30 protein-coding genes are annotated in these 15,803 nt (G+C 54.9%); 29 read left to right on the top strand and 1 reads right to left on the bottom strand.

The window, feature by feature from the left end; genetic code table 11:
• The 29 genes from tuf to rplQ form a co-directional block, all read left to right on the top strand.
• Window positions 1-1,196 (top strand): elongation factor Tu (gene tuf, locus B9Q17_RS17140; RefSeq protein ID WP_244177422.1); only part of this gene is annotated, 1,196 nt, incomplete at its 5' end.
• A gap of 187 nt (window positions 1,197-1,383) precedes the next feature.
• The gene (rpsJ, locus tag B9Q17_RS17135) at window positions 1,384-1,695 is read left to right on the top strand and encodes a 30S ribosomal protein S10 (protein WP_004580743.1); all 312 of its coding nucleotides are present in this window, start codon (window positions 1,384-1,386) and stop codon (window positions 1,693-1,695) included.
• Window positions 1,696-1,770: 75 nt separating this feature from the next.
• Window positions 1,771-2,409 carry a 50S ribosomal protein L3 gene (gene rplC, locus B9Q17_RS17130; RefSeq protein WP_022989781.1) on the top strand — a complete coding sequence of 213 codons (639 nt, stop codon included), beginning with the start codon at window positions 1,771-1,773 and terminating at the stop codon, window positions 2,407-2,409.
• A gap of 11 nt (window positions 2,410-2,420) precedes the next feature.
• Complete coding sequence (gene rplD, locus B9Q17_RS17125) at window positions 2,421-3,026, top strand: 50S ribosomal protein L4 (protein ID WP_022989782.1); 606 nt, start codon at window positions 2,421-2,423, stop codon at window positions 3,024-3,026.
• Window positions 3,023-3,316 (top strand): 50S ribosomal protein L23, encoded by a 294-nt coding sequence (rplW, locus tag B9Q17_RS17120; RefSeq protein WP_008174862.1) that lies wholly within the window; start codon window positions 3,023-3,025, stop codon window positions 3,314-3,316. The genes rplD and rplW overlap by 4 nt, the downstream gene beginning before the upstream one ends.
• Window positions 3,317-3,333: 17 nt before the next feature.
• Window positions 3,334-4,161: a 50S ribosomal protein L2 gene (gene rplB / locus B9Q17_RS17115; protein WP_022989783.1), complete on the top strand. Its 828-nt coding sequence runs from the start codon at window positions 3,334-3,336 to the stop codon at window positions 4,159-4,161.
• Between the two features lie 23 nt (window positions 4,162-4,184).
• Window positions 4,185-4,460, top strand: coding sequence for a 30S ribosomal protein S19 (rpsS, locus tag B9Q17_RS17110; protein ID WP_036219840.1), 276 nt, complete (start codon window positions 4,185-4,187; stop codon window positions 4,458-4,460).
• Window positions 4,461-4,476: 16 nt separating this feature from the next.
• On the top strand, window positions 4,477-4,809 hold the full coding sequence (rplV, locus tag B9Q17_RS17105) for a 50S ribosomal protein L22 (protein ID WP_008940674.1): 333 nt from the start codon (window positions 4,477-4,479) through the stop codon (window positions 4,807-4,809).
• An 11-nt stretch (window positions 4,810-4,820) separates the two neighbouring features.
• Window positions 4,821-5,504, top strand: coding sequence for a 30S ribosomal protein S3 (gene rpsC, locus B9Q17_RS17100; RefSeq protein ID WP_022989785.1), 684 nt, complete (start codon window positions 4,821-4,823; stop codon window positions 5,502-5,504).
• A gap of 12 nt (window positions 5,505-5,516) precedes the next feature.
• The gene (gene rplP, locus B9Q17_RS17095; RefSeq protein WP_022989786.1) at window positions 5,517-5,930 is read left to right on the top strand and encodes a 50S ribosomal protein L16; all 414 of its coding nucleotides are present in this window, start codon (window positions 5,517-5,519) and stop codon (window positions 5,928-5,930) included.
• Entirely contained in the window at window positions 5,930-6,121 is a 192-nt protein-coding gene (rpmC, locus tag B9Q17_RS17090; RefSeq protein ID WP_008174877.1) for a 50S ribosomal protein L29, read from the top strand. Before rplP ends, rpmC begins: the two co-directional genes overlap by 1 nt.
• A 1-nt stretch (window position 6,122) precedes the next feature.
• The gene (gene rpsQ / locus B9Q17_RS17085; protein WP_022989787.1) at window positions 6,123-6,389 is read left to right on the top strand and encodes a 30S ribosomal protein S17; all 267 of its coding nucleotides are present in this window, start codon (window positions 6,123-6,125) and stop codon (window positions 6,387-6,389) included.
• 18 nt (window positions 6,390-6,407) lie between these two features.
• On the top strand, window positions 6,408-6,776 hold the full coding sequence (gene rplN, locus B9Q17_RS17080; RefSeq protein ID WP_011784252.1) for a 50S ribosomal protein L14: 369 nt from the start codon (window positions 6,408-6,410) through the stop codon (window positions 6,774-6,776).
• A gap of 17 nt (window positions 6,777-6,793) precedes the next feature.
• On the top strand, window positions 6,794-7,114 hold the full coding sequence (gene rplX, locus B9Q17_RS17075) for a 50S ribosomal protein L24 (protein ID WP_022989788.1): 321 nt from the start codon (window positions 6,794-6,796) through the stop codon (window positions 7,112-7,114).
• Window positions 7,115-7,129: 15 nt separating this feature from the next.
• Window positions 7,130-7,669: a 50S ribosomal protein L5 gene (gene rplE, locus B9Q17_RS17070; protein ID WP_058090001.1), complete on the top strand. Its 540-nt coding sequence runs from the start codon at window positions 7,130-7,132 to the stop codon at window positions 7,667-7,669.
• A 12-nt stretch (window positions 7,670-7,681) separates the two neighbouring features.
• Window positions 7,682-7,987 carry a 30S ribosomal protein S14 gene (gene rpsN, locus B9Q17_RS17065; RefSeq protein ID WP_022989790.1) on the top strand — a complete coding sequence of 102 codons (306 nt, stop codon included), beginning with the start codon at window positions 7,682-7,684 and terminating at the stop codon, window positions 7,985-7,987.
• A gap of 88 nt (window positions 7,988-8,075) precedes the next feature.
• On the top strand, window positions 8,076-8,468 hold the full coding sequence (rpsH, locus tag B9Q17_RS17060) for a 30S ribosomal protein S8 (RefSeq protein WP_094626107.1): 393 nt from the start codon (window positions 8,076-8,078) through the stop codon (window positions 8,466-8,468).
• Window positions 8,469-8,477: 9 nt separating this feature from the next.
• The gene (rplF, locus tag B9Q17_RS17055) at window positions 8,478-9,011 is read left to right on the top strand and encodes a 50S ribosomal protein L6 (RefSeq protein WP_022989792.1); all 534 of its coding nucleotides are present in this window, start codon (window positions 8,478-8,480) and stop codon (window positions 9,009-9,011) included.
• A gap of 9 nt (window positions 9,012-9,020) precedes the next feature.
• Entirely contained in the window at window positions 9,021-9,368 is a 348-nt protein-coding gene (gene rplR / locus B9Q17_RS17050; protein ID WP_022989793.1) for a 50S ribosomal protein L18, read from the top strand.
• Window positions 9,369-9,380: 12 nt separating this feature from the next.
• Window positions 9,381-9,881, top strand: a complete 501-nt coding sequence (gene rpsE / locus B9Q17_RS17045) for a 30S ribosomal protein S5 (RefSeq protein ID WP_022989794.1) — start codon at window positions 9,381-9,383, stop codon at window positions 9,879-9,881.
• A 4-nt stretch (window positions 9,882-9,885) separates the two neighbouring features.
• Window positions 9,886-10,074: a 50S ribosomal protein L30 gene (rpmD, locus tag B9Q17_RS17040; RefSeq protein ID WP_007153997.1), complete on the top strand. Its 189-nt coding sequence runs from the start codon at window positions 9,886-9,888 to the stop codon at window positions 10,072-10,074.
• A gap of 1 nt (window position 10,075) precedes the next feature.
• Window positions 10,076-10,510 carry a 50S ribosomal protein L15 gene (rplO, locus tag B9Q17_RS17035; RefSeq protein WP_022989795.1) on the top strand — a complete coding sequence of 145 codons (435 nt, stop codon included), beginning with the start codon at window positions 10,076-10,078 and terminating at the stop codon, window positions 10,508-10,510.
• A gap of 17 nt (window positions 10,511-10,527) precedes the next feature.
• Window positions 10,528-11,850: a preprotein translocase subunit SecY gene (gene secY / locus B9Q17_RS17030; protein ID WP_036219842.1), complete on the top strand. Its 1,323-nt coding sequence runs from the start codon at window positions 10,528-10,530 to the stop codon at window positions 11,848-11,850.
• A 33-nt stretch (window positions 11,851-11,883) separates the two neighbouring features.
• Window positions 11,884-11,997, top strand: a complete 114-nt coding sequence (gene rpmJ, locus B9Q17_RS17025; RefSeq protein WP_008174902.1) for a 50S ribosomal protein L36 — start codon at window positions 11,884-11,886, stop codon at window positions 11,995-11,997.
• A gap of 140 nt (window positions 11,998-12,137) precedes the next feature.
• Complete coding sequence (rpsM, locus tag B9Q17_RS17020) at window positions 12,138-12,494, top strand: 30S ribosomal protein S13 (RefSeq protein ID WP_022989797.1); 357 nt, start codon at window positions 12,138-12,140, stop codon at window positions 12,492-12,494.
• 13 nt (window positions 12,495-12,507) lie between these two features.
• A complete protein-coding gene (gene rpsK / locus B9Q17_RS17015) occupies window positions 12,508-12,897 on the top strand; it encodes a 30S ribosomal protein S11 (RefSeq protein WP_004580767.1) in 390 nt (129 codons plus the stop codon).
• 18 nt (window positions 12,898-12,915) lie between these two features.
• Window positions 12,916-13,536, top strand: coding sequence for a 30S ribosomal protein S4 (gene rpsD / locus B9Q17_RS17010; RefSeq protein ID WP_022989798.1), 621 nt, complete (start codon window positions 12,916-12,918; stop codon window positions 13,534-13,536).
• Window positions 13,537-13,571: 35 nt separating this feature from the next.
• Entirely contained in the window at window positions 13,572-14,576 is a 1,005-nt protein-coding gene (locus B9Q17_RS17005; RefSeq protein WP_022989799.1) for a DNA-directed RNA polymerase subunit alpha, read from the top strand.
• Between the two features lie 33 nt (window positions 14,577-14,609).
• On the top strand, window positions 14,610-15,005 hold the full coding sequence (gene rplQ, locus B9Q17_RS17000) for a 50S ribosomal protein L17 (protein ID WP_094626106.1): 396 nt from the start codon (window positions 14,610-14,612) through the stop codon (window positions 15,003-15,005).
• 91 nt (window positions 15,006-15,096) lie between these two features.
• Here rplQ and tnpC read toward each other — a convergent pair.
• A partial coding sequence (tnpC, locus tag B9Q17_RS16995; RefSeq protein WP_154707608.1) for an IS66 family transposase occupies window positions 15,097-15,803 on the bottom strand: 707 nt, incomplete at its 5' end.

The raw sequence follows: 15,803 nt of genomic DNA, 5'->3' as shown, positions 1-15,803 counted from the left end.
TGTCTAAAGCAAAATTTGAGCGTAACAAGCCGCACGTAAACGTGGGCACCATTGGTCACGTTGACCATGGTAAGACCACTCTGACAGCCGCCCTGACTCGTGTATGTCACGAAGTATGGGGCACTGGCGAGAGCCGTGCTTTCGATCAGATCGATAACGCACCGGAAGAGCGTGCGCGTGGTATCACCATCGCGACCTCCCACGTTGAGTACGATTCTCCGACCCGTCACTACGCTCACGTAGACTGCCCGGGCCACGCTGATTATGTTAAGAACATGATCACGGGTGCTGCCCAGATGGACGGCGCTATCCTGGTTTGCTCCGCAGCTGACGGCCCCATGCCGCAGACTCGTGAGCACATCCTGCTGTCCCGTCAGGTGGGTGTACCGTTCATCGTTGTGTTCCTGAACAAAGCGGACATGGTAGACGATGAAGAGCTGCTTGAGCTGGTAGAAATGGAAGTTCGTGACCTGCTGAGCCAGTACGATTTCCCGGGTGACGACACTCCGATCATCACCGGTTCTGCCCTGATGGCTCTGGAAGGTAAAGACGACAACGAGATGGGTACTACCGCTGTTAAGAAGCTGGTAGAAGCCCTGGATGACTACATCCCTGAGCCGGAGCGTGCCATCGATCAGCCGTTCCTGATGCCGATCGAGGACGTATTCTCCATCTCCGGTCGTGGTACCGTAGTAACTGGCCGTGTTGAGCGTGGCATCATCAAGGTAGGTGACGAAGTGGAAATCGTGGGTATCCGCGACACCACCAAGACCACCTGTACTGGTGTTGAGATGTTCCGCAAGCTGCTGGACGAAGGTCGTGCCGGTGAGAACGTAGGTGTTCTGCTGCGTGGTACCAAGCGTGACGACGTTGAGCGTGGTCAGGTTCTGTGTGTACCGGGCTCCATCAAGCCGCACACTGTGTTCGAGTGTGAAGTGTACGTACTGTCCAAAGAAGAAGGTGGTCGTCATACTCCGTTCTTCAAGGGCTACCGTCCGCAGTTCTACTTCCGGACCACTGACGTGACCGGTTCTTGCGAACTGCCGGAAGGCGTAGAAATGGTAATGCCGGGTGACAACGTGAAAATGACTGTTACCCTGATCGCTCCGATCGCCATGGAAGATGGTCTGCGCTTCGCGATTCGTGAAGGCGGCCGTACCGTTGGTGCCGGCGTGGTATCCAAGATCATCGAGTAATATGCTCGATTGATCAGGAAAAAGGGGCTGAATCATTCAGCCCCTTTTTCCGTTTAAGTCGCAAAAGCGTACCTGGCGGTGTCGATTGCAGTGGCAGTTGACACGGTTGGGTATTATGCATACAATGCGGCTCCTTTTTTTGAAGGTCGGCTAACTAGTAGCTGCTACGAGTGGAGTTTGGTGCATCATGCAAAGCCAAAAAATTCGAATCCGGTTGAAGGCGTTTGATTATCGCCTGATCGACCAGTCCACGCAGGAGATCGTCGATACCGCTAAGCGGACCGGCGCTCAGGTGCGTGGTCCAATCCCTCTGCCGACGCGGAAGGAAAAGTACACGGTATTGATCTCTCCGCACGTCAACAAAGACGCGCGTGATCAGTATGAAATTCGTACGCACAAGCGTCTGCTCGACATTGTTGAGCCGACGGAAAAGACAGTGGATGCTCTGATGAAACTGGACCTGGCAGCAGGTGTAGACGTTCAGATCAGCCTCGGCTAATACCGCCCGGTATTAGTCTGTGTAACTGTCATAGGCCATAGAGGGTGCGAGCCCCGTACACTTAAGAGGTGAAACATGGCAATTGGTGTTGTCGGTCGTAAGGCCGGTATGACCCGTATTTTTACGGACGAAGGGCAGGCCTTGCCTGTCACGGTAATTGAGGTTGAGCCCAACCGCATTACCCAACTCAAAACTCTCGAAAGCGACGGCTACCGTGCAGTACAGGTAACCGTAGGTTCTCGTCGTTCCTCCCGTGTAAACAAGGCGGCTGCTGGTCACTTCGCGAAAGCGGGTGTCGAGGCTGGTCGTGGCGTGTGGGAATTCCGTCTGGCTGACGGCGAAGGCGAAGAGCTGGCTGCGGGTGGCGAGCTCACTGTCTCTGTATTCGAAGACGGTCAGGTGGTTGATGCCATCGGTCAGTCCAAGGGTAAGGGTTTCCAGGGCGGCGTAAAGCGCTGGAACTTCTCTATGCAGGACGCTACTCACGGTAACTCTCTGTCCCACCGTGCTCCGGGTTCCATTGGTCAGAACCAGACTCCGGGCAAGGTATTCAAGGGCAAGAAAATGGCCGGTCAGCTGGGTAATGCGCAGGTTACTGTGCAAAACCTGAAGATTGTCCGTGTCGATGCCGAGCGCAACCTGCTGCTGGTAAGTGGTGCCGTACCTGGCGCAACTGGCGGCGATGTTGTCATCAAGCCTGCAGTTAAAGCCTGAGGAGCGGTGCGATGGAATTAACAATTACTGGTAGCGGCAAGGGAATCTCTGTTTCCGACGCTGCATTTGCCAAAGATTTTAATGAGGCTCTGGTTCACCAGGTGGTAACTGCCTACATGGCAGCTGGCCGTCAGGGTACCAAGGCTCAGAAAACACGTTCCGAAGTTAGTGGCGGCGGCAAGAAGCCGTGGCGCCAGAAGGGTACCGGCCGTGCACGTGCCGGCACCATCCGTAGCCCGATCTGGCGCTCCGGTGGTGTAACCTTCGCTGCCAAGCCTCGCGACTTCGAGCAGAAGGTTAACCGCAAGATGTACCGTGCGGCTATGTGTTCCATTCTCTCCGAGCTGGTTCGTCAGGAGCGTCTGGTTGTGGTTGACGACATCAATGTCGACTCCCCCAAGACCAAGGCCTTTACTGCCAAGCTGAAGGACCTGGGTGTTTCCAATGCCCTGATCCTGTCCGAGAACGTTGAGCAGAACCTGCACCTGGCTTCCCGCAACATTCCCCACGTGGATGTTCGCGACGTAGCGGGTCTGGATCCGGTCAGCCTGGTTGCCTTCGAGAAAGTCGTGGTGACTGTTCCCGCTCTGAAGAAGATCGAGGAGATGCTGGGATGAATCAGGAACGTATTTACAAGGTCCTGCTTGGGCCGCACGTATCAGAAAAAGCGTCTCTGGCGGCAGAGCGTGGTCAGGTGGTGTTTCGTGTAGCCCCTGATGCAACCAAGCCGGAGATCAAAAAAGCCGTTGAGCAGCTGTTCAACGTCACCGTCGAAGGTGTTCAGGTTCTGAACCGTAAGGGTAAGCTCAAGCGCACTATCCGCGGGTTCGGCAAGCGTAATGACATTCGTAAGGCTTACGTCAAGCTGGCAGAAGGTCAGGACATCGATTTTCTGGATGTGGAATAAGGTAAAGGGGTCGTAATATGCCGATCGTCAAAACCAAGCCAACATCTGCCGGACGCCGTCACGTTGTAAAACTTTACAACCCGGATCTGCACAAAGGACGTCCTTACGAGCCGTTGGTAGAAACTAAGAGTAAGTCTGGTGGCCGTAACAATGCTGGCCGCATTACTACTCGTCACATTGGTGGTGGTCATAAGCAACACTACCGTGTTATCGATTTCAAGCGGACCAAAGATGGTATCCCGGCGATCATTGAGCGCTTGGAATATGATCCTAACCGCTCTGCGCACATCGCACTGCTGAAGTACTCCGATGGCGAGCGTCGCTACATCATCGCTCCCAAGGGTATGAAAGCTGGCGATCCAGTGCGTTCCGGCGTCGACGCGCCGATCAAGGTGGGCTCAACTTTGCCGCTCCGGAACATTCCGGTCGGTTCTGTGATCCACTGCGTCGAACTGAAACCTGGCAAAGGTGCCCAGCTGGCTCGCTCCGCGGGCGCATCCGTACAGCTGGTAGCTCGGGAAGGGGCATATGCCACTATCCGCCTGCGTTCAGGTGAAATGCGTAAGGTGCTTGTAGATTGCCGTGCAACGCTGGGTGAAGTATCCAACAGCGAGCACAGCCTCAAGCAGCTTGGTAAAGCGGGTGCATCACGTTGGCGCGGTAAACGTCCAACAGTACGTGGTGTTGCTATGAACCCAGTTGACCACCCGCATGGTGGTGGTGAAGGGCGTACCTCTGGCGGACGTCACCCGGTTACTCCGTGGGGTGTTCCGACCAAAGGGCATAAGACTCGTAAGAACAAGCGTACTGACAAGATGATAGTACGTCGTCGTTCAGCCAAGTAAACGACTACATAGAGGTAATTGCTGTGCCACGTTCTTTAAAGAAAGGTCCTTTTATAGACCTGCATCTGTTGAAGAAGGTCGAGGCAGCTCTGGAAGGAAATGACAAGCGGCCCATTAAAACCTGGTCCCGCCGGTCAACAGTTTTTCCGGAGATGGTAGGCCTGACCATTGCAGTCCACAACGGCAAGCAGCACGTGCCGGTTTATGTCACCGAAGATATGGTCGGTCATAAACTGGGTGAGTTCGCGGCAACGCGTACTTATCGTGGCCATGCGGCCGACAAGAAAGCTAAACGCTGATTGTGAGGTAATAGAAATGGAAGTAGCAGCCAAGTATAAGGGCGCTCGCCTCTCAGCTCAGAAAGCACGTCTTGTCGCCGACCAGGTACGCGGCAAGGCTGTTGAGGACGCCCTGAACATTCTGACTTTCAGCCCGAAGAAGGCAGCGGTAGTAATCAAGAAGGCTCTTGAGTCTGCCATTGCCAACGCTGAGCATAACGAAGGTCTGGACGTAGATGATCTGAGGGTTTCCACCGTTATGGTGGATGAGGGCCCAACGCTCAAGCGAATCAAAGCTCGAGCCAAGGGGCGCGCTGATCGTATTTTCAAGCGCACCTGTCATATCACCGTCAAGGTCGCCGACAAGTAGGAGATGCTCAGATGGGTCATAAAGTAAATCCAACCGGCATTCGCCTGGGTGTGATCAAAGAGCACAACTCAGTGTGGTATGCCGACAAGAAGGACTACGCGAAGAATCTGCTGAATGATATTCAGGTTCGCGAGTTCCTCGACAAGCGTCTGGTTAAGGCGTCTGTCAGCAAGATCGTGATCGAGCGCCCTGCTCAGAACGCCCGGATCACGATCCATACCGCCCGCCCCGGTATTGTTATCGGTAAGAAGGGTGAAGATGTTGATCGTCTGCGTCGTGAAGTTAGCGACATGATGGGTGTGCCCGTGCACATCAACATCGAAGAAGTCCGCAAACCGGACCTGGATGCCCGCTTGGTAGCGCAAAACGTTGCCGGCCAGCTGGAGCGTCGTGTGATGTTCCGTCGCGCTATGAAGCGTGCGGTACAGAACGCCATGCGCCAGGGTGCCAAGGGTATCAAGATTCAGGTTGGTGGTCGTCTTGGGGGTGCTGAGATCGCACGTTCCGAGTGGTATCGCGAAGGTCGTGTACCTCTGCACACACTGCGTGCAGATATTGATTATGCAACCTACGAAGCGAAGACCACTTACGGCATTATCGGCGTAAAGGTATGGATCTTCAAAGGTGAGATTCTTGGTGGTATGGAGCAGGTCCGTGCTGACAAGAAAGCCTCTGGGAAGAAAGGTTCTAAGTAAAGGGGCACTCTTATGCTGCAACCAAAACGCACCAAATTCCGCAAGGTAATGAAAGGCCGTAACACCGGTCTTGCTCACCGCGCCAATAAGGTGAGCTTCGGTGAATACGGATTGAAGGCGACTAGCCGTGGGCGTATAACTGCGCGCCAGATTGAGGCAGCGCGTCGTACCATGACTCGCCGCATCAAGCGGGGCGGTAAGATCTGGATCCGGGTATTCCCGGACAAGCCGATCACCGGTAAGCCGCTTGAAGTACGTATGGGTAAAGGTAAAGGTTCTGTCGAGTATTGGGTGGCTGAGATTCAGCCAGGCCGTATGCTTTACGAGATGGAAGGCGTAGCGGAAGAAATCGCCCGCGAAGCTTTCACTCTGGCTGCTGCCAAACTGCCGGTACAGACCACCTTTGTTAAGAGGACGGTGATGTGATGAAAGCAACAGAGCTGCGTGAAAAGTCAGTCGAGGAGCTGAACAAAGAGCTGATCGACCTCCTGAAGGAGCAGTTCAACCTGCGCATGCGCAAGGCGACAGGTCAGCTGAATCAGTCTCACCTTCTCGGCAAGGTGAAGCGCGATATCGCTCGCGTGAAAACAGTATTGAATGAAAAGGCAGGACAGTGACATGACCGAAGCTACCCAAACTGCCAGAACTCTGAGCGGCAAGGTCGTGAGCAACAAGATGGACAAGTCCATCGTGGTCCTGGTTGAGCGTCAGGTGAAACACCCTCTGTACGGTAAGTACATGAAGCGTTCAACCAAGATCCATGCACACGATGAAAGCAATCAGTGCAACATTGGTGACACAGTTACCATCCAGGAAACCCGTCCGGTCTCCAAGACCAAGACCTGGGCCCTGGTGGAAGTCACCGAACGCGCTGCCAAGGTGTAATTCGCCCGGAGAACAACCATGATTCAGACTCAAACAATGCTTGAAGTCGCGGATAACAGTGGTGCACGTCAGGTTATGTGCATCAAGGTCCTGGGCGGATCTCACCGGCGTTATGCAACCGTTGGGGATATCATCAAGGTAACCGTTAAGGAAGCCATCCCCCGCGGCAAGGTGAAAAAAGGCCAGGTCCTGAAGGCTGTTGTAGTACGTACCCGTAAGGGTGTGCGTCGTCCGGACGGTTCTCTGATCCGTTTTGACGGTAACGCGGCGGTACTTCTGAACAATCAGGACGCTCCCATTGGTACCCGTATCTTCGGACCGGTTACCCGTGAACTGCGTAACGAGAAGTTCATGAAGATTATCTCACTGGCACCCGAAGTACTTTAAAGGACCAGAGGCCGGTTATGAAAAAGATCAAACGAGATGACGAAGTAATCGTCACCACGGGGAAAGACAAAGGCAAACGTGGTAAAGTCCTGAAGGTTCAGGACGACGGTCGCGTGATTGTTTCTGGCATCAACATGATGAAGAAGCACACAAAACCGAACCCGATGCTCGGCACCCCGGGTGGTATCGTCGAGAAAGAAGCGCCTATCCAGGCTTCCAACGTGGCTATTTTTAATCCGCAGACCGGCAAAGCCGATCGTGTTGGCTTCCAGATCAAGGAAGACGGCAGCAAAGTGCGGATCTTCAAGTCCACGAACGAAGCTGTCGATAACCAGTAAGCGGTGGTGGTTACGATGCTTAACATGAAAGAGCAGTACACTAAGGAAGTGGTACCCGCCCTGCAGAAAGAGTTCGGTTACAAGAACGTTATGCAGGTGCCGCGTATCGAGAAAATCACCCTGAACATGGGTGTTGGCGAAGCGGTTGGTGACAAAAAGCTGATTGAGAATGCCGTGGCGGATCTTGAGCGCCTGGCAGGTCAGAAAGCGGTTGTCACCAAGGCACGCAAATCCGTAGCGGGTTTCAAAATCCGTGAAGGTTGGCCGATTGGCTGTAAAGTGACCCTGCGCGGTGAGCGCATGTGGGATTTCTTTGATCGTCTGGTGCACATTGCGGTTCCCCGCATTCGTGACTTCCGCGGTCTGAACCCGAAATCCTTCGATGGTCGCGGTAACTACAGCATGGGTGTTCGTGAGCAGATCATCTTCCCTGAGATCGAGTACGACAAAGTCGACAAGATCCGCGGGCTGGATATCACCATCACCACCACTGCCGGTACCGACGACGAAGGTCGCGAACTGTTGAAAGCCTTTGGCTTTCCGTTCAAGAAATAAGGAACGAGTGACATGGCGAAGGTTTCAATGAAGAACCGCGAGCAAAAGCGCGAGCAACTGGTAGCGAAATATGCTGCCAAGCGCGCTGAGCTCAAGGCGATTATCAAAAACCCGAATACCAGCGACGATGACCGTTGGGATGCACAAATGAAGCTCCAGCAGCTTCCGCGTGATTCATCTCCTTCGCGTCTTCGGAATCGTTGCCAGGTGACTGGTCGTCCCCACGGCGTTCTGCGCAAGTTCGAGCTTTCACGGATTAAACTCCGTGAATACGGCATGCGCGGTGACGTTCCGGGCCTGACCAAGGCAAGCTGGTAAGATAGGCAACCTGACTTCGGTCAGGTGCCTGTTGGTAAGCGGTGCGGCACGCCGCTGCACAACTAAAAAGATCAGGAGCCTCATACTAATGAGTATGCAAGACACGCTTGCGGATATGTTTACCCGTATCCGTAATGCCCAGATGGCGTCAAAAGCTGACGTAACGATGCCATCTTCCAAAATGAAGGTCTCCGTAGCCCAGGTCCTGAAGGGCGAAGGTTACGTTGAGGATTTCTCTGTTTCAGCTGACGCGAAGCCCGAGCTGACCATTACTCTGAAATACTTCGGTGGCAAGCCGGTTATTGAAGAGATCAAGCGGGTTAGCCGTCCGAGTCTGCGCCAGTACAAAGGCGCCGGGAAACTGCCGAAAGTATCCGGTGGTCTGGGAGTCGCGATTGTCTCAACGTCCAAGGGCGTTATGACAGACCGCGCCGCACGAGCTGCAGGCGTGGGTGGCGAAGTCATCTGCACCGTATTCTAGGAGATACACATGTCCAGGGTTGCCAATAATCCTGTCGTGCTGCCTTCCGGTGTTGAGGTCAAGCTGAACGGACAGGAAATTAACGTGAAGGGCTCCAAGGGAGCGCTTCAATTCACCATTCACCAAGCGGTAGAAGTAAAGCAGGAAGAGGGTACTCTTCGCTTTGCTGCACGCGATGGTGCCAAACAGTCCCGCGCTCTTGCTGGTACTACTCGTGCGCTGGTTAACAACATGGTTGCCGGCGTATCCACAGGCTGGGAGCGCAAGCTGCAGCTGACGGGCGTAGGTTACCGTGCGCAGGCGCAAGGTAAGAAGCTTAACCTGACCCTGGGTTTTTCCCATCCGGTCGAGTATGAGCTGCCCGAGGGTGTTACCGCTGAAACTCCGTCCAATACGGAAGTTGTGATTCGCGGTATCGACAAGCAACAGGTTGGCCAGGTCGCTGCTGAAATTCGCGCGTTCCGTCCGCCCGAGCCTTATAAGGGTAAGGGTGTTCGTTATGCGGATGAGCAGGTCAGACGCAAAGAAGCCAAGAAGAAATAAGGCGGGACTATGAGCGCGAATATCGAAAGACTGCGTCGCGCACGTAAAGTGCGCATGAAGATTCGTGAGCTGGGTACTGACCGTCTGTGCGTTCACCGCACTCCGCGTCATATGTACGCCCAGGTTACAACTGCAGATGGCAGCAAAGTGCTGGCCACTGCCTCCACGTTGGATAAGGAACTGCGCCAGGGTGCAACCGGTAACGTGGACGCTGCCAAGAAGGTCGGTCAGCTGATTGCTGAGCGTGCCAAGGCAGCAGGCATTGAGAAGGTCGCTTTTGACCGCTCAGGTTACCGTTATCACGGTCGCGTCCAGGCTCTGGCCGACGCAGCCCGTGAAGCTGGCTTGCAATTCTAAGAGGTGGAGAAGATGAGCGTTAACGAACAGAAGGCGCCTGAGCTCCAGGAAAGGCTGGTTCAGGTAAACCGCGTCGCCAAGGTTGTTAAAGGCGGCCGGATTTTTGCCTTCACCGCACTGACTGTAGTGGGTGATGGTAAAGGACGCGTTGGTTTCGGTCGTGGTAAGGCCCGGGAAGTTCCGGTAGCCATCCAGAAGGCGATGGAAGCTGCTCGCAAGAACATGGTAGATGTGGCGCTTGACGGCAACACTCTGCAGTACCCGGTTCGCGCCCAGCATGGCGGTTCCAAGGTGTACATGCAGCCGGCATCTGAAGGTACCGGTGTTATCGCCGGTGGTGCGATGCGTGCGGTACTGGAAGTGGCAGGCGTTCAGAACGTTCTGTCCAAGTGCTACGGCTCTACCAACCCGGTGAACGTGGTACGTTCCACCATCAAGGGTCTGCAGGCCATGAAGGCGCCTGAAGATATTGCAGCCAAGCGCGGTAAATCCGTCGAAGATATTCTGGGTTGAAGTCATGGCGAACGCAAAAACGATCAAAGTAACTCTGACCCGCAGCCCGATCGGCTGTCAGCCCAAGCACAAGCTGTGTGTAAAGGGTCTGGGTCTTCGTAAAATCGGTCACACCGTTGAAGTGGAAGATACTCCTTCCATTCGCGGCATGATCAACCGGGTTAACTACCTGGTTCAGGTTGAGGAGAACTAAGATGCGTCTGAACGAACTTGCTCCGGAACCTGGTTCACGTCCTAGCGCCAAGCGCGTTGGTCGTGGTATCGGTAGCGGTCTGGGTAAAACCGGCGGTCGCGGTCACAAAGGTCTGAAATCCCGTTCCGGTGGCTCCGTAGCCCCTGGTTTCGAGGGTGGTCAGCAGCCTCTGGCCCGTCGTCTGCCGAAGTTTGGTTTCACCTCCCGCCAGCAGCGTTACGTTGCTGAGATTCGCCTGAACGAACTGGCGAAGGTAGAAGGCGATGTAGTCGACCTGGCTGCACTGAAAAAGGCTGACATCATTCGTGAAGAAATTCGCGAAGCCAAGGTTATGCTGTCTGGCGAGCTGGACCGCGCAGTAACCGTTAAAGGGCTACGTGTCACCAAAGGCGCACGCGAGGCAATCATTGCCGCGGGTGGGAAAGTCGAAGACTAAGACGAGTCGAGGACTAAATGGCCAAGACAGCATCATTGCCTGCGGGCGCCGGAAAAGGATTTGCAGAGCTGCGTTCGCGGCTCTGGTTCGTCTTCCTGGCGTTGTTGGTGTACCGGATCGGTGCCCACATCCCGGTTCCAGGCATCAACCCGGACCGGTTGGCGGCACTGTTTGACCAGAACCAGGGTACTATCCTGAGTCTGTTCAACATGTTTTCCGGTGGTGCGCTTGAGCGCATGAGTATCTTCGCACTCGGTATCATGCCGTACATTTCTGCCTCTATTATCATGCAGCTCATGACTGCGGTTAGTCCGCAGCTTGAGCAGCTGAAGAAAGAAGGCGAAGCTGGTCGTCGCAAGATCAGTCAGTACACCCGGTATGGTACGGTTATCCTGGCCCTGGTTCAGGGCTTTGGTATTTCTGTGGGGCTGGCCTCTCAGGGCGTTACCTTTAACGACAGCTTCAGCTTCCACTTTGTGGCGGTTGTTTCCTTCGTGTGTGGTGCCGTCTTCATGATGTGGCTTGGCGAGCAGATCACCGAGCGTGGTATCGGTAACGGCATTTCCCTGCTGATTTTCGCAGGGATTGTTGCCGGTCTCCCGGGGGCTATTGGTCAGACCCTGGAGCAGGCCCGTAACGGTGAAATGAGCCTGTTGGTAGTGCTCGGTATTGGTGTCCTGGCAATCGCGGTTGTCGGCTTCGTGGTCTTCATGGAGCGGGGCCAGCGCCGGCTTACCATCAACTATGCCAAGCGGCAGCAAGGGCGCCGGGTATTTGCCCAGCAGTCCAGCCACCTGCCGCTGAAGGTGAACATGGCCGGTGTTATTCCGCCGATCTTCGCCTCTTCCATTCTGCTGTTCCCGGCTTCGCTCGGTCAATGGTTTGGTCAGGGTGAAGGCATGGAATGGCTGAGCGATGTGTCCCAGGCATTGGCGCCGAGCCAGCCTTTGTATATCATTCTGTTCGCAGCAGCAGTAGTCTTCTTCTGCTTCTTCTACACAGCGCTGATGTACAACCCCAAAGAAGTTGCGGATAACCTCAAGCGTTCCGGCGCGTTTATCCCGGGTATTCGTCCGGGAGAACAGACCTCCAAGTACATCGATGGTGTGCTTACCCGTCTGACGTTGTTCGGGGCTATGTATATTGCAGCAGTATCCCTGTTCCCTCAGTTCCTGATGGTTGCGGGTAACGTGCCTTTCTATCTTGGTGGTACGTCTCTGCTGATTGTTGTAGTCGTGGTGATGGATTTCATGGCGCAGGTTCAGTCGCACCTGATGTCCCATCAGTATGAATCACTGATGAAGAAATCCAATCTCAAGGGCTATGGTCGGAACGGCTGATTAAGCCGTTCCCCTTGAAAACTGGAGTCGACAATGAAAGTACGCGCTTCGGTAAAGAAAATTTGCCGTAACTGCAAAGTAATTCGACGCAATGGCTCAGTACGAGTCATCTGCTCGGAGCCTCGCCACAAGCAGCGCCAGGGCTGATTCTCCGGAATCGCACTGACATTGCAGAAGGGGTTCGGAATAGTGGCGCTTGACTCGACCACGGGTCAGGCGCTATTATTTCGCGCCCTTTTTGTGGCGGAAAATTCACACAGCAAAGCTTTGAACGCGGAGTAATTTGGATGGCACGTATAGCCGGTGTCAATATACCCGATCACAAACATGCTGTTATCTCGCTGACCTACATCTTTGGTGTTGGCAAGACAACAGCCCAGAAGCTTTGCGATGCAACCGGCGTTAAGCCGGACGCCAAGGTCAAAGACCTGAGCGACGAGCAGCTTGAAGCACTTCGTACTGAAGTGGGCAAGTTTACCGTCGAAGGCGATCTGCGTCGTGAAGTACAGATGAACATTAAGCGTTTGAAGGATCTCGGTTGCTTCCGTGGTCTGCGCCATCGTCACGGCCTTCCGGTCCGTGGTCAGCGCACCAAGACCAACGCCCGCACCCGTAAAGGTCCTCGCAAACCTATTCGTAAGTAACAGGTAGGCAAACATGGCAAAGCCAGGTACACGTACCCGTAAAAAGGTGAAAAAGACGGTTGTTGATGGCGTCGCGCACATTCACGCGTCCTTCAACAACACCATCGTGACCATTTCGGACCGTCAGGGCAACGTCCTGTCCTGGGCCACCTCAGGTGGTTCCGGTTTCCGCGGCTCACGTAAGAGTACACCTTTTGCTGCGCAGGTAGCAGCTGAAAGAGCCGGTAATGCGGCTGCTGAATACGGCCTTAAAAACCTGGACGTAGAGGTTAAGGGTCCTGGGCCCGGACGTGAATCCGCTGTACGCGCGCTTAACGGCTGCGGGTACAAGATTACCAACATCACTGATGTGACGCCGATTCCCCACAACGGCTGTCGTCCGCCCAAGAAGCGCCGCGTCTAACACAGGAGACAGTGAAATATGGCTCGTTATATAGGCCCGAAGTGCAAGCTGTCTCGTCGTGAAGGGACAGATCTTTTTCTGAAGAGCGGCGTACGCGCGCTCGATTCCAAGTGCAACATCGAGACTCCGCCGGGTATGCACGGCGCGCGTCGCGGTCGTCTGTCCGAATACGGCTTGCAGCTTCGCGAGAAGCAAAAAGTTCGTCGTATCTACGGTGTGCTTGAGAAGCAGTTCCGTAGCTACTACAAAGAGGCTGCCCGTCGGAAGGGCGCAACCGGTGAAAACCTGCTGCAACTTCTGGAAGGCCGTCTGGATAACGTTGTATATCGCATGGGCTTTGGTTCTACCCGTGCGGAAGCTCGTCAGCTCGTCTCTCACAAGGCGATCCTGGTGAATGATAAGTCGGTGAACATTCCGTCTTACCAGGTTAAGCCGGGTGACGTTGTGAGTGTGCGCGAAAAGTCCAAGAACCAGCTGCGTGTTAAAGGCGCTCTGGAACTCTCTGGTAGCCGCGCACCGGTAAGCTGGGTAGAGGTTGACGCCAACAAGATGTCCGGCGTTTACAAGTCAGTACCTGAGCGTACTGAACTGCCGGCCGACATCAACGAGAACCTCATCGTCGAGCTTTACTCCAAGTAAAGCCCAGTTAGCAACGATAGCAGATAGGGGCGTCTATGCAGCGTTCAGTACATGAGTTATTGACACCTCGTACCATTGACGTGAAAGAATCCAGCGCCACGCGCGCCAAGGTGACCCTGGAGCCGCTTGAACGCGGTTTCGGTCACACCCTGGGTAGCGCGCTGCGTCGTATTCTTCTGTCTTCAATGCCGGGCTGCGCCGTGACTGAAGCACAGATCGACGGTGTCCTGCACGAGTACAGTGCCATTGAAGGTGTCCAGGAAGACGTCATCGAGATTCTTCTGAATCTCAAGGGCGTCGCCGTAAAGATGCACGGCCGTGACGATGCTGAGCTCACGCTCAGCAAGAAAGGCCCGGGCGTAGTGACTGCCGGCGATATCAAGCTGGACCACGATGTGGAAATCGCTAACCCGGAGCACGTAATCTGTCACCTGAGCGAGAACGGCGAAGTGAACATGCGTTTGCGTGTTGCACGTGGCCGCGGCTATGAGCCGGCTGATCAGCGTGGTCTGGACGAGGACGAAACTCGTGCCATCGGACGCTTGCAGCTTGATGCTACGTTCAGCCCGGTTCGTCGTGTGGCTTATGCCGTCGAGAGCGCTCGGGTTGAGCAGCGTACAGACCTGGACAAGCTGGTTATTGACCTGGAGACCAACGGTACTATCGATCCGGAAGAAGCAATTCGCCGGGCGGCTACCATCCTCCAGCAGCAACTGGCGGTGTTCGTAGATTTCGATCATGAGAAAGAGCCAGAGCGCGTTGAAGAAGAGGAAGAAATCGATCCGATTCTGCTGCGTCCGGTTGATGATCTGGAATTGACTGTGCGTTCAGCTAACTGCTTGAAGGCTGAAAACATTTACTATATCGGCGATCTTATCCAGCGCACCGAAGTGGAGCTGCTGAAGACGCCTAACCTTGGCAAAAAGTCGCTTACCGAGATCAAGGACGTTCTTGCGTCCCGTGGTTTGTCTCTGGGTATGCGTCTTGATAACTGGCCGCCGGCAAGCCTTCGTGGTGATGACCGGGTTCTGGGCGGTTGATCGCCGATTAGTTTAAGGTAAGGAATCAGAGCAATGCGTCATCGTAAGAGTGGTCGTAAGTTCAACAGGACCAGTGCGCATCGCAAGGCCATGTTCCGTAACATGACTGCGTCACTGGTTGAGCACGAGCTGATCAAAACGACGCTCCCGAAAGCCAAAGAGCTGCGTCGGGTAGCTGAGCCGTTGATCACGCTCGCAAAGAATGATTCGGTAGCAAATCGTCGTCTGGCGTTCTCACGCCTGCGTAGCGATGCTGCGGTAGCCAAGCTGTTTGATGAGCTGGGCCCCCGTTACAGCGAGCGTCCGGGTGGTTACCTTCGTATCCTGAAGTGCGGTTTCCGTGCTGGCGACAATGCCCCTATGGCATTCGTAGAGCTGGTCGGTCGTCCTCTGGACATCGAAGCTGAAGAAGTGGACGACGAAGAGTAAGTTCTTCCGAGTCCATAAAAAAACCGGGTTCCGAAAGGGCCCGGTTTTTTTGTGCCTGTCACCTGAATGTATCGGGGTAAGCGTCCGCCCATCACACCTTGTCAGGTGTAGCCGGCGTCCAGTTGTGGGGCAACAGCTCGTCGATGGCTTTGTTCTTCTGCGTCGGCAAGCGGGTCAGCACATCCTTCAGATAGGCATAGGGATCATGCCCGTTCAGCTTGGCGGACTGGATCAGGGTCATCACCGCAGCCGCCCGTTGGCCACTGCGTAGTGATCCCGCGAACAACCAGTTGCTGCGGCCCAGTGCCCAGGGCCGGATCTGGTTTTCCACCCAGTTGTTGTCGATGGGCACCGCGCCATCGTCCAGGTAGCGCGTCAGCGCTTCCCAACGTTTGAGACTGTAATCCAGTGCTTTGGCCGTGCCGGAACCATCCGGCACTTTCTGGCGATGCTCCAGCATCCATTGATGCAGTGCCTCAGCCAGTGGTTTAGCTCTGGCTTGTCGGATGTCCCGACGCTTATCCGGCGGCAGGTCTTTGGGTTCCCGTTCGATCTCGTAGAGTCCGCCGATGTATTCCAGGGCCTTGGCCGCCAGTTCGCTCTTGTTGGCCTCGTGCAGGTCGTAGAACTTGCGTCGGGCGTGGGCCATACAGCCGATTTCGGTGATCCCGTTACCGAACCCGGCCTTGTAGCCGGCGTAGTCGTCACAGACCAATTTGCCCTGCCAGTCACCCAGGAAGGTACGGGCGTGTTCACCCGCCCGGCTTGGGGCGAAGTCGTAAACGGTGGCTTTCAGGT

It is taken from the genome of Marinobacter vinifirmus (assembly GCF_002258215.1).
Taxonomy (GTDB): domain Bacteria; phylum Pseudomonadota; class Gammaproteobacteria; order Pseudomonadales; family Oleiphilaceae; genus Marinobacter; species Marinobacter vinifirmus.
Note: the sequence above shows the minus strand (reverse complement) of the source record. Positions and strands in the feature narration are given on the sequence as shown.

What these genes read in the sequence shown, in the direction of transcription:
- rpsJ (WP_004580743.1), top strand. Translation starts at nt 1,384, where the DNA reads ATGCAAAGCCAAAAAATTCGAATCCGGTTGAAGGCGTTTGATTATCGC.
- rplC (WP_022989781.1), top strand. Translation starts at nt 1,771, where the DNA reads ATGGCAATTGGTGTTGTCGGTCGTAAGGCCGGTATGACCCGTATTTTT.
- rplD (WP_022989782.1), top strand. Translation starts at nt 2,421, where the DNA reads ATGGAATTAACAATTACTGGTAGCGGCAAGGGAATCTCTGTTTCCGAC.
- rplW (WP_008174862.1), top strand. Translation starts at nt 3,023, where the DNA reads ATGAATCAGGAACGTATTTACAAGGTCCTGCTTGGGCCGCACGTATCA.
- rplB (WP_022989783.1), top strand. Translation starts at nt 3,334, where the DNA reads ATGCCGATCGTCAAAACCAAGCCAACATCTGCCGGACGCCGTCACGTT.
- rplV (WP_008940674.1), top strand. Translation starts at nt 4,477, where the DNA reads ATGGAAGTAGCAGCCAAGTATAAGGGCGCTCGCCTCTCAGCTCAGAAA.
- rpsC (WP_022989785.1), top strand. Translation starts at nt 4,821, where the DNA reads ATGGGTCATAAAGTAAATCCAACCGGCATTCGCCTGGGTGTGATCAAA.
- rplP (WP_022989786.1), top strand. Translation starts at nt 5,517, where the DNA reads ATGCTGCAACCAAAACGCACCAAATTCCGCAAGGTAATGAAAGGCCGT.
- rpmC (WP_008174877.1), top strand. Translation starts at nt 5,930, where the DNA reads ATGAAAGCAACAGAGCTGCGTGAAAAGTCAGTCGAGGAGCTGAACAAA.
- rpsQ (WP_022989787.1), top strand. Translation starts at nt 6,123, where the DNA reads ATGACCGAAGCTACCCAAACTGCCAGAACTCTGAGCGGCAAGGTCGTG.
- rplN (WP_011784252.1), top strand. Translation starts at nt 6,408, where the DNA reads ATGATTCAGACTCAAACAATGCTTGAAGTCGCGGATAACAGTGGTGCA.
- rplX (WP_022989788.1), top strand. Translation starts at nt 6,794, where the DNA reads ATGAAAAAGATCAAACGAGATGACGAAGTAATCGTCACCACGGGGAAA.
- rplE (WP_058090001.1), top strand. Translation starts at nt 7,130, where the DNA reads ATGCTTAACATGAAAGAGCAGTACACTAAGGAAGTGGTACCCGCCCTG.
- rpsN (WP_022989790.1), top strand. Translation starts at nt 7,682, where the DNA reads ATGGCGAAGGTTTCAATGAAGAACCGCGAGCAAAAGCGCGAGCAACTG.
- rpsH (WP_094626107.1), top strand. Translation starts at nt 8,076, where the DNA reads ATGAGTATGCAAGACACGCTTGCGGATATGTTTACCCGTATCCGTAAT.
- rplF (WP_022989792.1), top strand. Translation starts at nt 8,478, where the DNA reads ATGTCCAGGGTTGCCAATAATCCTGTCGTGCTGCCTTCCGGTGTTGAG.
- rplR (WP_022989793.1), top strand. Translation starts at nt 9,021, where the DNA reads ATGAGCGCGAATATCGAAAGACTGCGTCGCGCACGTAAAGTGCGCATG.
- rpsE (WP_022989794.1), top strand. Translation starts at nt 9,381, where the DNA reads ATGAGCGTTAACGAACAGAAGGCGCCTGAGCTCCAGGAAAGGCTGGTT.
- rpmD (WP_007153997.1), top strand. Translation starts at nt 9,886, where the DNA reads ATGGCGAACGCAAAAACGATCAAAGTAACTCTGACCCGCAGCCCGATC.
- rplO (WP_022989795.1), top strand. Translation starts at nt 10,076, where the DNA reads ATGCGTCTGAACGAACTTGCTCCGGAACCTGGTTCACGTCCTAGCGCC.
- secY (WP_036219842.1), top strand. Translation starts at nt 10,528, where the DNA reads ATGGCCAAGACAGCATCATTGCCTGCGGGCGCCGGAAAAGGATTTGCA.
- rpmJ (WP_008174902.1), top strand. Translation starts at nt 11,884, where the DNA reads ATGAAAGTACGCGCTTCGGTAAAGAAAATTTGCCGTAACTGCAAAGTA.
- rpsM (WP_022989797.1), top strand. Translation starts at nt 12,138, where the DNA reads ATGGCACGTATAGCCGGTGTCAATATACCCGATCACAAACATGCTGTT.
- rpsK (WP_004580767.1), top strand. Translation starts at nt 12,508, where the DNA reads ATGGCAAAGCCAGGTACACGTACCCGTAAAAAGGTGAAAAAGACGGTT.
- rpsD (WP_022989798.1), top strand. Translation starts at nt 12,916, where the DNA reads ATGGCTCGTTATATAGGCCCGAAGTGCAAGCTGTCTCGTCGTGAAGGG.
- B9Q17_RS17005 (WP_022989799.1), top strand. Translation starts at nt 13,572, where the DNA reads ATGCAGCGTTCAGTACATGAGTTATTGACACCTCGTACCATTGACGTG.
- rplQ (WP_094626106.1), top strand. Translation starts at nt 14,610, where the DNA reads ATGCGTCATCGTAAGAGTGGTCGTAAGTTCAACAGGACCAGTGCGCAT.